This is a genomic window from Thiorhodococcus drewsii AZ1, from assembly GCF_000224065.1.
Lineage (GTDB): Bacteria > Pseudomonadota > Gammaproteobacteria > Chromatiales > Chromatiaceae > Imhoffiella > Imhoffiella drewsii.
In genome coordinates, this window is the sequence record NZ_AFWT01000063.1 from 1 (window position 1) to 14,191 (window position 14,191).

The 14,191-nt window shown below is 63.2% G+C and carries 7 protein-coding genes; 1 reads left to right on the plus strand and 6 read right to left on the minus strand.

Features of this window, described 5'->3' with window-relative positions; genetic code table 11:
• Nucleotides 1-365 precede the first annotated feature (365 nt).
• From THIDRDRAFT_RS22160 to THIDRDRAFT_RS22170, 3 genes are all read right to left on the minus strand, one after another.
• Nucleotides 366-1,634, minus strand: coding sequence for a TIGR02679 family protein (locus THIDRDRAFT_RS22160; protein ID WP_007043169.1), 1,269 nt, complete (start codon nt 1,632-1,634; stop codon nt 366-368).
• Nucleotides 1,609-5,769, minus strand: coding sequence for a TIGR02680 family protein (locus THIDRDRAFT_RS22165; protein WP_007043170.1), 4,161 nt, complete (start codon nt 5,767-5,769; stop codon nt 1,609-1,611). Before THIDRDRAFT_RS22165 ends, THIDRDRAFT_RS22160 begins: the two co-directional genes overlap by 26 nt.
• Before the next feature lie 252 nt (nt 5,770-6,021).
• Nucleotides 6,022-7,017 carry an Rpn family recombination-promoting nuclease/putative transposase gene (locus tag THIDRDRAFT_RS22170; RefSeq protein WP_007043171.1) on the minus strand — a complete coding sequence of 332 codons (996 nt, stop codon included), beginning with the start codon at nt 7,015-7,017 and terminating at the stop codon, nt 6,022-6,024.
• A gap of 1,054 nt (nt 7,018-8,071) precedes the next feature.
• Here THIDRDRAFT_RS22170 and THIDRDRAFT_RS22175 point away from each other — a divergent pair.
• Nucleotides 8,072-10,015 (plus strand): methyl-accepting chemotaxis protein, encoded by a 1,944-nt coding sequence (locus THIDRDRAFT_RS22175; protein ID WP_007043172.1) that lies wholly within the window; start codon nt 8,072-8,074, stop codon nt 10,013-10,015.
• A gap of 520 nt (nt 10,016-10,535) precedes the next feature.
• Here the strand turns inward: THIDRDRAFT_RS22175 and THIDRDRAFT_RS22180 are convergent.
• The 3 genes from THIDRDRAFT_RS22180 to THIDRDRAFT_RS22190 all read right to left on the minus strand — a co-directional run.
• Entirely contained in the window at nt 10,536-12,254 is a 1,719-nt protein-coding gene (locus THIDRDRAFT_RS22180; RefSeq protein ID WP_007043173.1) for a DUF262 domain-containing protein, read from the minus strand.
• Between the two features lie 221 nt (nt 12,255-12,475).
• Nucleotides 12,476-13,711, minus strand: coding sequence for a TIGR02678 family protein (locus THIDRDRAFT_RS22185; protein WP_007043174.1), 1,236 nt, complete (start codon nt 13,709-13,711; stop codon nt 12,476-12,478).
• Nucleotides 13,708-14,191, minus strand: a 484-nt coding sequence (locus tag THIDRDRAFT_RS22190) for a DUF2397 family protein (RefSeq protein WP_139058869.1), incomplete at its 5' end; no start/stop codon positions are given. The genes THIDRDRAFT_RS22190 and THIDRDRAFT_RS22185, both read right to left, overlap by 4 nt.

Below are 14,191 nucleotides of genomic sequence, written 5' to 3' on the forward strand. Positions count from 1 at the left end.
CAATCCCTGGGGTACCTCACGCCTGATGCGGTCTACCGATCGGGAAACGGGGGTGGGGCCAAGATCGTCGATCGCTTCGGCGAGACAACACTGGGGCAGCGCCAAACCGCTGCGATTGAGGTGGCCAGTACAACTTAAATTCGGGGGAAAACTGTCCTGGACATGGGGTCCACTTTAGTGGAACGAGAAGTTTACGCGAATAGACTGAGGCATGACGGAGGCCCCATGATCGAGTCGGCGAAAACGACCGCGGACTCACATCCACCTATCGGATACAGGGCACCGACGAAAATCGAGGCTCTATCGATGGATGATCCCCTGATCGCGTCCCACGCATATCATTGAGTCAATAATCATTACACGATTCATTCATGTGAAGCACTGCTGTCGACGCGGACATCCAAGTCGGTCAGAAGGGTTTGGAGCACCCGCTCCTCCTCGATGACCTGTCCGCGCTCCTGCATCGCCCGGCCGAGCTCCGGATCCCAGTCGGCGACGACCGTATCCTCGGTCAAGGATTTGCCCGAATCCGCAGCCTCCAGATAATCCGCCGCCCCCATGCGCCAGGGGATCGCGCCATGACGGCCGATGATGCCGTTGGCGATGCGGATGCCGGGCCAATCGAAATCGCCGTGGTATCTGAGCCGGATCCCGGCGGCGGCGAGTTGGTTCAGCAGCGTGACGACCGCCGCGCTGGGCTGTCCTCGGGTGCAGATCAATGGCGCGCAATCCGAACCAAGGGCATTCGCGGCCTCGGCGACGACGGCCGGATTCTCGCAGATGGAGACAGGCATCGCGCACGGCGCCCAGGCTGGCGGATCTCTCAGCAGCTGTCTCAGGGTGAGATAGATGGGCTCGCCGCTGCCGGCGGCGGCATCGACGATGGACGCGGTCGCACCACCGGTCTCGACGCGCAGATTCAGGGCCAAGACGCTGCTCGTAATACCGCCCCCGACCAGGACGCCGGCGGACGCCCAGAGCGCGTCGCTGGAGTCCGGCTGTGCGTCGTCATTCAGCGCACGTCGAACCAGGGTCGCTACGGGCCGACCCTCGTCGAGACCATGGGCGTCGCCGAGACACTCGGCCGCCAGAGCACTCAAGGTCTTGCCCCGCTGAGGGAGACACCGAAGAACGCCCAGCGCATGGCTCAGTAGCGTCTCGGCCCGCGCGTGATCCTGCCCCGCGAGCCGCTTCAACAGGCCCTCACGCTCCAAGGCCGCCAGCCATGCGCCCGCCCCCAGCCGCTCCGCTTTCGCGCCCTGGCTATCGAAGACCCGCCGCCAGGCCCGCTCTCGCTCATCACGCTCCCAACTCGGATTGCGCAAAGGGCCGCCGAGCGCCTCGACGGATGAGCGCAGATCCGGGGCCAGACCGGCGCGTCTCAGGGTGTCTTCCAGCTGTCCCAATGACAGACCGAGGCGCGCGCCCGTGCTGGGCTTGCGCCCCAGCAGCTCGTCCAGCGCTCGGCGCTCCTGCTCCGTGGGATCGGCGATGGAGACCCGCTCCGCCCCGCCGCGCTCCAGCCCGGTCCGGACGGCCCGCAGGATGCGCGCGAGCTCAGGGCGATCCAGCAGGGACCGGAGCCGCGGCAGATCGACCCCGGAAGGCTCAGAACAGGCTTTGCTGCGGGTCATGCACGTCGCCTTCCGCGATGGCCGCCTCCTCGGCGACCGGCGCCTCCATCGGCGGCGGCTCGTCGGGACGACGCTGGGCCCCGTCCCAGGTCCAGCGCGAGAGATAGACGGCGTCGATGCCCTCGTGGCGCACCAGCTGGGCGATGGCCAGGCCCGGCACCTCGGCATAACAGCCCCATTCGCGCTCGCTGGTGAGCATAAAGTCCAGGTCGAACTGGGCCATGAGCCCGAGACACTTGGCGCGCGAGTCGTCGTCGATGCCTGCGAAGGCCTCGTCGAGCATGACCAGACGCGGGGCCTCGGGGGCAGCGCTGCCGTAGTGGCTGGAGGCGGCGGCGAACAGCGGCAAGGTGACCACCAGGGCGCGCTCGCCGCCGGAGGCGGGTCCGTAGGCGGGACGCCAGCGCCCGCCCTGCCAGCGCTCGACGGTGAATCGGTGCCAGCGGCGATAGTCCAGGGCATGGGCCAGATGCTGGATCAGGGTGCCGCCGTCGTCGGACTGGCGGACCTCGTCGATGCGCCGCTGCAGGAACTCGCCCACCGCGCTGCGATCATCGTTGGACCAGGCGGCGACGGTCTGGCGCAGCAGCCGCTTGCGGGCCTCGGCGAGACCAGCCGGGGCCGCGCCGGATTCCTCGTCCAGGGGCACCCAGGCCAGACGCAGCTTCATGCCGGTGCTGGTGGGACGGTGCTCCAGCTCCTGATTGATGCGCTCCACCATGCGCTCGCCGTCGCCGATGAGCTGCTGCAGATGGGTGGCCACGTCGCTCATCAGATGGGCCTCGAGCAGCTCGCGCTCCTTGGCGTCGAGCAGGGCCTTGCGCTCGGCGACCTCGGCGTCCAGGTTCTCGGCCAGCGCGTCCGGTCCGCAGGGACGGGACTGGAAGATGACCCGCACCAGCAGCAGCTCGCCGTCCTGCTCGATATGGGCCGAATGGTTGTAGCGCGAGAGGGTCTGCTGCAGGGGCTGGAAGCGGTCGTAGAGCCCCTGCTGCTGGCGACGCCAGGCGATGTCGTCGTGGTCCACCGCGCTCAGGCTCTGCTCCATCTGCCGGGCCAGACGCACCGCCGGATCCACCGGCCAGGGGGTGTCGCGCTCCGGGGCCTCCAGGTCCGGGGTGGCGATGCGCAGCAGACCGACCCGGGTGAAGCCGGCCAGGACGTCGATGGCCTCGCGGCGCTCCCGGTCGCGCTCCTGAAGACTGACGGTGAGCGCGGTGTGACGCTCGACGAGTCGGCTGGCCTCCGAGATGGCCTCGGCATGCCGATTGCGATTGTCTTTATGCTGTCGCTCGAGGTCTTGGATGTGCTCCTCGGTCTCGCGGATGCGCCGCTGCAGCTGCTCGACGCTGTCCCCGAGGGTCTCGCGCAATGTGTGCCAGATCTCCTCGGCCTCGCGCTGCTCGCGCTTGGCCCGACCCAGCTCGTCCTGCTGTTCGGCGCGGCGCTCGGCCAGCTCGGCGACCTGCTCCGCCAGCTCGCGGACCCGCTGCAGCCGGTCCCAATGGTGACGCAGACTGGGCCAGAAGCCAGCCGCCAGATGCTCGTACCGGGTCAGGGCCTCGCCGATCCCGTCGAGACCCGCCGCATCCGCAGGCAGATCCAGGTCGAGCGCGTTCGTGTCCCGGGCCTCGCGGCAACGCTCGGCGGCGGCCCGGCTCCGCTCCAGGATGCCGCTCAGATGCTCGACCTCCTCACGGCTCCTGGCCAGACGCTCACGCAGGTCGTCGTGACGCTGATGGGCTGACCGCACCCCCTGGTCGCTCGGAAGGCCATGCCATTCGTGCTCCAGGGTCGTCAGCCGCTCGGCCAGGCGCTCGATCTCCTCGTCCAGCGACTGGATCTGCTCCTGCAGCTCTTCCAGAGTCTCGGCGATCTCCTGCAGACGCCGCCGCCGGGCCGCCTCACGCGCCGCATGACCGATATAGGTCGGTTCAGGCTTGCCCCAGGTACCCGATGCGGGACCGAGACACCAGCGTCCCGCGCCGTCGACCCAGGCCGGATGCCCCTGCTCGCCCCAGCCGATGCCGGCCAGGATACCGGCCAGCGTCTCCGGCGCAACCCGGCTCGCGGCGTCGTCGTTGGGATCGATGGCGATCGCGAGGACCTCGCCCAGACTCCGGGGCGCGGGCGCGATGGGTCCGAGCCGCCGGTCCCAGGTCGTGGCGTCCCAAAGGGTTCCGTCGGGCATGACCCAGGCGTCCAGCAGACCGCTCGACTCCAAGGCGGCCTCGAGCCCCGCACGCTCGCCGGCCGGCAGGGCGTCGGCGAAATCCACCAGCTGCCACAGCGGGGCGCCCTCCCGATCCCGGCGCGCCTCCGAATCCCGGGTGTAGGGGATCGGCGGCTCGGCCAGCTCGCCCTGCTCGATCCGGCCCCGCTCCTCTTCGAGCGCGGCAACGGCGGCCCGGGCCTCGGTGCGGGCACGCAGGGCCGCCTCCCTGGTGCTGCGCAGGGCGTCCCGCGCGGCGTCGTAGCTTCTCAGCAGGGCGCGCCCCGCCGGATTGTCGCCGGACAGGGACGCGCACCAGTCCCCGAGCTCGGCGAGCAGTGACTCCGGGTCGTCCAGCCGCAGCTCGCGATGGGTCTCCAGGGCGTGACGCAGCGCGGAGACCAGCGCCGCGCCCTCTTGCTCGACGCCCTCGGCCGCCTGGGCACGGTCCTGATCCAAACGCTCCATGGCCTCGACGGCCCGCTCGCGACGCTCACGGTCGCGGGTCTCCTGCCGCTCGGCCTCCTCCAGCGCCCGAATCAGACCACGGAGCCGGGCGATGGCCTCCTTACGGCGCCGGACCTCGGCCTGGACGGCCTCAGCGGCCCTGCCGATGGCGGGGTCCGAGCCGGATCGCGGATCCGGACCGCCGTCGGGCAGTCCCAATGGATCGAGCGCGGTCTCATGGGCACGGGCGATGCCGGCGATACGCGCCGGTTCGAGCCAGGCGTCCAGCGCGCGCACCCGCTGCTCGCTCTCCTGGACGCAGGCCTGCCGATCCTCGGCCAGGCGCGCCTCCTGACGATTGGCGTCGGTGACCAGGCGCTCGAGCTTGTCCTGCAGGGTCTGGCAAAACCTACGGCGCTCGGCGGCACGGGACGCGGCCTCCTCGAGCCGGTTGGCGTCGCGCATCTCGGGGCTGTCGCGCAAGGTCTGCAGCTGGGTGCGGCCCTGTCCGAGCTTGAGGTCGAGGAATCCCTGGCGATTCTCCTCGTGGACCCTGGCCGCCTCGGCCTCGGTCAGGGCCTGGGCGGTCTCGCGCAGCTCGCCGCCGATCCGTTCCCAGACGCTCTGCGCCTGACGCACGGCCTGCGCCCGGCGCCGAGCCGCCACGGCACAGTAGCCTCGGTAATGCTGGAGGAACTCGCCCACCGAGGCGCGGGCCTCGTTGAGTCCGTCCAGGGTGTTGCGCTCCTCCTCGAGGTTGCGGAAGGCGTCGGCCACGTCGTTGAGCACGGCCTGATCCAGGGGCGGCAGCGCCTCGGTCAGGGCCGAGGACAGGGCCCGCTCGTCCGGACGCTTGGAGAGCTGGGGCTGGCGCAGCTGGATCAGCAGATTGAGCAGGGCCTCGAAGCGCTGCGGACCAAGCCGGAAGAGCCGCTCGTCGACCCGGGCGCGGTACTGGGCCGAGCTGGTGTGCAGCTCGCCCCAATCGCCCAGCGCCTCGAGCAGACGGTCCCTGGACAGTGCACGGCCGTTGCCGTCCACCAGCCTCAGGTCGCGGCGCACGCGCTGGGGGGTGATGAAGAACCAGCGCTCCGGCGCGCCGCGCCCGGCGACGGCACGCATGCCGCAGCCCAGGGTGCAGAATTCGGGCGTGCCCTCATTGTCCCGGCCGAATTCCATCCAGACGTAGCCCAGACGCTCCTGATACTGACCCCCGAGCAGCAGGTTCCACTCCATGCGCTTACCGGGATCGCCGTCCGGCTCGACGCGCGAGGGGATCAGCTGCCCGTCCAGCAGGAAGGGCAGCGTCATGGCCAGGATCTTGGACTTGCCGGTCCCGTTGTTGCCGCGCAGCAGCAGATTGCCGTCCCGAAGCCAGATCTCCTCGTCGTCGTAGTAGAAGAGGTCGACTAGACCTAAGCGTAGGGGCTGCCAGCGGGGTCTCAGGGGCAATGGGGCGTCGTGGATCTCGGTCATCGATTGGTAGGGATGTTGAACCGCAAAGATGGGAAGGATGGCAATCGGAAATCCTGGATGATTCGTACCGCTGACGATCACGCAAATCGTGACAATGGGTTGCCGATTTCGAGCAAGACCACGCCCGTGATGGTCACTTGGGAGTGGAGGTTGGCGACGGGCTCGACATCGCCGAGCACATCGAGCGCTGATCCCTGTGAGCACCCAGACACAGGATGGACGCACAGTAGCCCTTTGAGCTTGGACGGATCCTCATATCGGCTCCTCAAGCACCTCTTCCAGCGTGTCGCGGTCCAAGACGCGATCGGCCCAAATCTCTAGCTCGGACTCGCCAGCTTGCTCGAGGCGCGCCTCGGCCCAGGCAGGCAGGACACCGAAGCGTCGGATCAACAACCGACGCAGCAGCCTAGCCTCACCGCGGTAGACGCCCTGCTCGAGTCCCTGCTCAAGTCCCTGCTTCAGCCCTTCCTCAAGGCCTTGTTGCTTCCACTCCTCGGTCCAGGTCTTAACCCGTTCGGCCAACATGGCACGCATCTCCTGAAGATCGTTGACGTTCGGTAGCTCGGCGCCTGGAACCCGTGCCGGTAACAGCACACGCTTGAGCCAGACCACGAAGGCGCGGCGCAGGCTGTCTTGCTCGGGGGCGGCCAGCCAATCAATCAGACTCGCCAGCACCCGCTCGATATCCTCAGGGCGGCGACTGTTCTCGAGCCGGAACAGGGCGGCGGCGATATTGCGTTGACCCGCCATCGGGGTGTCCGCGAGGCGCTGCTCGTCCAGCAGCAGATAGCGGACCTGCGGCTGCCAGCGGCGTAGCTGATCGGGCAGGTCCGGCTCGATCAGTTCATCGAGACTGGTCTTGGCCCACCAGGACTTCTCGCCATTGTAGAGGACGATGGGCAGCACCGGCGGCAGCGGACTCCCAGCCGGAATCTCGCCGGCCGCGGCCAGATCCTGATAGAGCAGTCCGACATAGGTCAAGAGCCGCACCGTCATGAAGCGATCGACCGTCGACTGGAACTCCAGCAGCAGATAGACGTAGACCCAGCGCTCGCCCCAGCGCAGCCGCCAGATCATGTCGTCCTCGCGCTCGCGCAGGTCGTGGCTGATGCCGATCTCGCTGACGCGCTGTAGCGTAGTGAAGTCCAGCTGCTGGACCCAGTCCTCCCGCACGAAGCCACGGATCAGATCCGCCACCAGATCGCGGTGTGAGAACAGGAGCTTGTATGAAGGATCGTGGTCGGCCATCGAGGATGAGTGGGCTGTCGTCGGCGTGACGAAACCATACCGGAATCACACCCAGATGACAGCGATCGCGCGGCGCAAAGATCCTGAATTGTGCTCGGCAACGGTCGTTCGGGGAAAGTGGACCGCGTTCGTTCAATCAGGTGACTCAAAGCTCTGGCATCGACTGGCAGTCTGCAGTAGCTGACCTATCAGCGACCTCCACTTCGAGCGAGAGTACCTTGACAGGCGACATCATGCTGGATTGCATGACCCGACCCCGAAACGCAAAGCGGACATGATAGAGAGACTCACCGGTCTCGAACAGCAGGTCGAGCGGTCGGGGCCGGCGGTTGCCATCCCAGTCCGATCTCCGCCGCGATCACCGCCAAACGCTTGTCCCGCGTCCATAGAACCGCGTCGCCCGCCAGAGCGGTCGATCGTGTATCGGCCTTGCCGTGCAAGGCCACGAAACGCAAGCAGCCTGGCCCGATATCAGGTGCTCCACTGGAGTACAATCACCTACGATTCATCGGTGATTTCTGGTGTGCGGCACCGTTCGGGCGAGGTTGCGTATCCTGCGGACTGATCACAGCCAAGATCACAGTCAACAGAGATCGATACACCATGTCCGAGTCGACGCTGAGCGTTCTTTCACAACCAGGGACCAAAACTGGCTGCCGCTGATGACGCCTTGGGCTTCTGGTCTACGCCCGCCAAGCGCCACCCGCACACCGCGTACCAACGCGGCTGGGTCCGGCAAGACCGCCAGCGTACTCGACAAACCAGGCAGTTCGCACTGGCACCAACCGAGTCCATCGGACTGTCCACCGTGACGATCTCGTCTCCCGCCCTCCCCCTGCCGAATCGATCATCGGCGCACATCCTCGCCGACAGCATAACGAGGGAAGCGCCAATTGATCGCGTTTCCCGTCCAGGCCAAGGATGACCCGGCGTTTTCAGGCGCCTCAGCGCTTGAACATGGAGCGAGTCGGAACCCCTGTTTTCGACTCGCGAGCCGATCGAATGCCCGGATGGCATTCGATCGGCATCTCCTTAGCAGTAGAAGGAAATCCAGATGCTCCGCGCACTATCCCTCAAACGACGCCTGATGCTGATCGTCACACTGTCAGGCGGCTTCTTCATCCTACTCGGCCTTTTCTCCCTGCAATGGGTGAAATCGCGACTGACCGAGGACATCATCGCCGACTGCGCTCAAACGCTGCGGCTGACCCTCGAGGAACGACTCTTGGCCAAGCAGGACGTCGGCATCGCCAGCTCGGTCGCCCTGGCCCAAAGCCCGAAGATCATCGAACTCTTCGGCCAGACGTCACGCGAACAAGGTATCGAAGAACTTCGACGCATCACCCGCTTGTATCGCGAATCGACCAAATACCACAATCTGCGCTTCCATCTGCACACCGCCGACGGGCACTCGCTGCTACGCAGCTGGGCACCCGAATCCTTCGGCGACGACCTGCGTGGGCGCGCCACGATGCGCCGCATGCTGGAGAAAAAGCAGCCGTTCGCGCTGCTCGACCTCAGCCCGCTGGGCGTCAACATCCATGGCTTCGCGCCGGTGTTCGACGGCGATCGCTATCTGGGCAGCCTGGAGGTCATCCAGGGCGTCAGCAGCGTCAGCCGTGATTTCCAAGCAGACGGACTCAACTACGTGATGCTGCTCGACGCGCGGCTCAGGACAGCGAATCCCGCGCTCGCGAAGAACACGCGGATCGGCGACTACATCCTCGCCAAGGACAAATGGTTCAACGACAAGGCGCTCGCATTCGTGCGTGGAATCGATCTCGCGCTCCTGGATCAGAGCGCGACCTTTGTCACATCCGGCTGGCTGGTGGTTTCGGCGCCCGTGGTCGACGCCGAGGGCAAGCGGATCGGAACCCATCTGATTGGCGAGCCCCTGGAATTCGTCGAGAAGCGGACCGCCGCCGCGACCCAGATCGCCTGGGTGCTGATCGCCATCCTGATCCTGCTGATGCTCGGACTCTCCGTGGTGATCGGCTGGACGGTGAATCGCTACGTGGCGCGTCCGATCAAGCGGGCAGTGGCCCGTCTCGGACACATGGAGAACGACCTCAGGCTCCGCATCGAGATCGAGCGCGACGACGAGATCGGCGCCTTGTTCAAGGCATTGAACCACCACACCGAGACCCTGCACAGCATCATCCAGGAGGTCAGGCTCACGGCGAACGAGCTCGACGACTCGGCGGTTCAGCTCCTAAATGCGAGCGAGCAGACCGTCGACATGGCGCGCTCGCAGCAGCAGGAAACCGACCAGATCGCCTCGGCAAGCACCGAGATGGCCGCGTCCGCGCACAAGGTGGCGCAGCACGCGGAGTCCACCCGAAACCTCCTTCAGGAGACCGAAACCCATACCTCAGAGGGAATCCGAGAGGTGGCCGAGACCTCCGAGTCGATCGATCGCCTCAGCGCGCAGATGCGCGACATGGAGCCCGTCATCAAGCGTCTGGAGGAAGGCAGCGCCAACATCGGGCAGGTGATCGAGACCATCGCCGGAATCGCCGAACAGACCAACCTGCTGGCGCTCAACGCCGCGATCGAGGCCGCCCGCGCCGGCGAGGCAGGTCGTGGATTCGCGGTCGTGGCCGACGAGGTGCGCAACCTCTCGAACCGCACCCAGGAGTCGACGCGCGAGATCGCGGCCATCGTCAGCGGACTGCAGAAGGCCACGCACCAGGTCGCGGAGGCCATCGACGAGAGCAGCGCCCAGGCCCATGCGTGCGTGAGCCAGGCCGCAGAGGCCGGGAAGGCCCTGGAGGCCATCCGCGCGAGCGTCGGAGGCGTCAACGACATGGGCGAGCAGATCGCGACCGCCGCGCACGAACAGAGCGCCGTCGCCGTCGAGATCAGCCGCAGCATGAATCGGATCAACCAACTGGCGGAGCAAAGCAGCCAAGCGATGGAGCAAGGAGGACAGATCAATCGCACCCTGGTCGAACGCTCCAAGGCGCTGGAGACGCTGGTGCAGCGATTCAATCTCTGAGGAGCGCGCGGAGGCCAAGCGAACGCTCGCGCAACGCATCAAGACCTGACGCATCCGGCGTTACGCTTGGCCCGCGCAAGATCTCAAGCCGCCTCATGGGGAATCACTTCGCGCTCGATCGCCGCGCGCGAGTCCAACTCCGCGCAGCGTAGATCGAAGCTCGACTGCATCGAAGGCGATTCCAGCCATGTTCACGGCGGCATCAATGCAGGCACCGGGGGCGTCTTGAGCGCCACGCAGGAGCACGGCAATGTCGGGCATCACTATCGCCGCCAGCCGTCTGTCTCGTTTGACTGCTGAAGAGCCAAGCATCGCTCGGATCGCAGTGTTCTGCGGACCCGTTGCAGAAAGATACGTGCGGCCTGCTCTATGGCCGGATGCATTGAGGCCTCCTGCTCACTATCATTTTGTGTCACACGAACGCGGCCAGTCAGAATCCTGCCAACACCTCAAATCACCGGCAACAAAAAGAAAAGCTAGGAACGAGCGGCGCTTGTTACTCTCCGAATACATATGATTGTTATGCCAATATTTCTTTGAGTTTTTCCGCAAGAATCTCTGAGCGCTTTGTAATAAACACATCGAAACCAGACAACTTTAAGCTCACATCAGGGATATGGTGGCTCTCAAAGAATGAATTTCTTTGTTTTGATATCAATTCTTTAGCAACCCATGATTCTAGATCTTCATCCTTCTTGGACATATTTTCATTGGCATCCAGCATCTGTAAATTCTTTAGTGAATTATATGTAAGCCAACCAAATTTCTCTTTATCACCATCACTAAGCTCTTCATACTTTGACTCCGGATGCATGTGATCTTTATGGAAATCGTTGTTCTTATAGTCTAGTTGAGGAAACAGCAGTGCCAACAAAGAAAATGCGTATCTATCATCCTTTTGAGTTAGCAGTAACTCTTCAATAAATTCGTCGCTAATGCCTGTATCCTTACGAATCTCCTTATTTATATCTCTTGCAGGGAACACAGATATACCGACTGAAATAGGAGACTTAGTCACATCATCCGTAAACGCCCTGCGAATTTGGTTTAAAACGTTATCCGAAGTACCACCAAAAAGCCTTTTAACAAGCGAGACATGAAGCCATTTACTCATGATCTCTCTATCTGATGCATATTCAACCCTGGTGTGAAAGTTTTTATATATCCTGCGATGATATATGTAATAAATTATTGGGATCAAAGCGTTTTTTGATGTTAACGTTGAGTCTGTAAAACCAAGCGACTTCGCGAAATCGAATGAAGCCAAAATCGCATCCCGAATTCTATCCCATTCTTTTTCGAAATCCTCCGCGTTTGACTTAGAGAAATTCGTCACCTTAAATTTTATATCCTTGCTATGGAGATAGAGAAACACTTTAAGGATAAAGTCCTTCGATATTGAAAAACCTTGATCGCGCACACTATCGACCAACCCATGAATTTCTCTGCGCGCATCTTTCTTCTGCCAGTTTGCAACGGCAATTGACATTATCAAATCAGAGAAATCCAAAGGCTCACCACCGCTATTAATTCTTATGAAAATATTTAGCGCTTTATCTATCTCCTGCTCTGTCTCTAAGAAAAAGTTCACAATAGGCTTTGAGTGAATTACGTTTTTAAGAGTGGATAGGCATCTATATGAAAACTCACGCTCCTTGAGGCCGTGCTCATCCAGATATCTATTGAAGTCAAAATCATCTGAAAGCCCGTATATTTCTGACACACGAAACCACTTAACCTCATTAGCGGAGTACTCTAAATCAGTAAGAAATTTAAATTCATATATCCGACCATCTTCTTCGTTTTCCAAGGGGTTATTTAGATTTAAATATAGCCTACGAGTCGGATACACTCTTTCTGAATTCTCTTCTCTTAATCTTGGCGTCCGGTAAGCATAACTACCTCTCAAGCCAATGTATAGAGAAGTCAAACGCTGCTGCCCATCCAACACAGCCGTGAAATCATTATGACCTGCAGTATTGAATTCCTCATTATGCGTTTTGTAGCGCTGCCTATATTCCTTAAGGAATTGGTAAAATTTGAAATCTTGTTTTGTCTCTCCTTCAACCCTCCAAAATAAAAATGAGCTGATAGGGTAATTTCTCATAATCGAATCAAAAAGCCATTCGATTTTTTCATGTTTCCATTCAAACTCTCTTTGAATCGAAGGCAGCAAGTAGCGATTTTGTTCAATGTTGCGAATCGCTTCTGAAATCGTAATTGGCGTTTGAAAGGACATTTTTACTCCATCTCAGATATGTCGGGCATAACGATGCACAGCAACCGCTGCACGCCTTTAGCGCGTCGGTTGAATTTATATTCCCTGATTCTCTCGGAACTAAAGGATAACTCCTTCGAGGCACATAATCACGCGGGACGTAACATCGAGCGATACATAATGGGACTCAACAGGCACTGAAACCTCCCTCACCTGACGAACAACGACCACGGTAGTATCCGTCACCCACTCTTGCCCACTCGACTAATCCGCGGCGCCTCCACCGCATACCGCGCAATCGCTGGCAGCGGACGAACCCCATCAGCCTCGATCCTGGCCAAACCCAGCGACGCCAACCGCTCGGCGGCCTCGCGGCAGAAGGACGGCCCGGCGTCGGGATCCTTAGCGGCCTTTTTCCAGTAGCGGCCATAGCGCTCGACCCAGGTCCGATAGGCGTCATGGAGATCGGGCCAGGACACGGCCCGGTCCTGGGACAGACGCTCGGCGAGATGGCCGGCCAGCAGCAGGGTGATGTGTCCCTCGGTGCCTTCGGAGGGCATGCGCTGGTCGGCGAGGTCGCCCTCGGGGTCGACCATGGCGATGCCCTCGGCGCGCATCTCGGGGACCAGTCCGGTGGCCTCCTGGATGCGCTGGACGATGGCGTGACGCTGGTTGAGCAGATAGGCACGCTCGTCCTCGTCCAGTTCGTCGTAATAGAGCACCGGGTCGTCGAGCAGACGTTCGGTGAGGCGCTGGCGCAGCTCGCGATTGCGGGCCTCGGGGGTGTCGGCGACGAACCGGGCGGTGATGGCACCGATGCGCCGGTCGAGTGAGTCCGCCGGCTGCTCCAGGGTGTCGACCAGGGATGGTCCGCGCCGGGTCACCAGGAGCGCGGAGAGCACGTGACGGTCGATATCGTAGAGGACGTCCTTGGTCTCGTTCTGGATGTAGGCGTCCTCGCTGCCGGCCACCCGGACCAGCACGCCGAGGTTCAGCAGCAGGCGGACGACGGCTACCAGGTCGCGGCGATCCTCCTGGGAGCGCAGCTCGAACACCAGTCCGCTGGCCTGGATAGCGGGCTCGGCGGACTGGTCCATGGCGGCCTTGCCCAGGCGGCCCAGGGTGCTCTGCATCTCGCCGCGCTCCAGGCCCGCCAGCACCAGGCACAGGAGGGCATACCGGCGGCGCGTGAAGTCCAGGTCCACCGGGCGTCTGCCGGGGCGGGCGGCGCGGCTGCCGTCGTCGTGCTCGGGGGCGGTCTTGGCCAGGCGGGCGAAGTCGGCCTCGAGTCGCAGGTCCCAGCGGGTCTCGCTGTGCAGCCACTCCCTGAGCCAGTCGATATGGCGTTTGACCAGCCGGTAGGCGGGGTGATCGGCATAGAGCAGCGGCTGCATCAGCAGGGCGCGCAGGGCCCGACGCCGCTCGTCCTCTCTGAGTTGGGAGAGTCGGTCGCCCAGTTCCAGGCTGGTCTGGCTCATGCGGCGGCCTCGTCGCCCGGCGCCGGATTCCGCTCCGGCGTCCGCTCGGTCTGCGGACTCGGGATGGCCCCGGCCTCCAGATCGGTGATGCGCACCCGATAGTCGCGGCCGCCGAAGGCCCCGTCCGGGGTCTCGATGACCGCGCGGGTCTCGGGTCCGAGGGGCTCCAGATGGATGTCGATGGTGCCGTCGCCGGTGACCGTCCGCACGGCCCGCTCCGGATCCCGGGTCGCCGCCAGGGCCTCGCCGAGCAGACGCAGGAAGAGATCGAAGCTCGCCGGATCTAGACGTCCGATCGCGCTGAGCCGGGTCGTCCTCGCCGGTACGGCCGAGACGGCGGCGGGCATCGCGCGCCTGCAGGCTCTCCCGGTCCAGCCGCGCGCGGAGCTTTTGCTTGTCGGCGCTGCGGTCCCGGACCTTGGGCGGGACGCCGCGCTTGGCGTGGCTGCCGGTCTCGCGCAGACGCGGGCTGATCCGCAG

Excerpts from the sequence above, each read along its gene's own strand:
- THIDRDRAFT_RS22160 (WP_007043169.1), bottom strand. The coding sequence starts at position 1,634 with ATGACCCGCAGCAAAGCCTGTTCTGAGCCTTCCGGGGTCGATCTGCCG.
- THIDRDRAFT_RS22185 (WP_007043174.1), bottom strand. The coding sequence starts at position 13,711 with ATGAGCCAGACCAGCCTGGAACTGGGCGACCGACTCTCCCAACTCAGA.
- THIDRDRAFT_RS22165 (WP_007043170.1), bottom strand. The coding sequence starts at position 5,769 with ATGACCGAGATCCACGACGCCCCATTGCCCCTGAGACCCCGCTGGCAG.
- THIDRDRAFT_RS22170 (WP_007043171.1), bottom strand. The coding sequence starts at position 7,017 with ATGGCCGACCACGATCCTTCATACAAGCTCCTGTTCTCACACCGCGAT.
- THIDRDRAFT_RS22180 (WP_007043173.1), bottom strand. The coding sequence starts at position 12,254 with ATGTCCTTTCAAACGCCAATTACGATTTCAGAAGCGATTCGCAACATT.
- THIDRDRAFT_RS22175 (WP_007043172.1), top strand. The coding sequence starts at position 8,072 with ATGCTCCGCGCACTATCCCTCAAACGACGCCTGATGCTGATCGTCACA.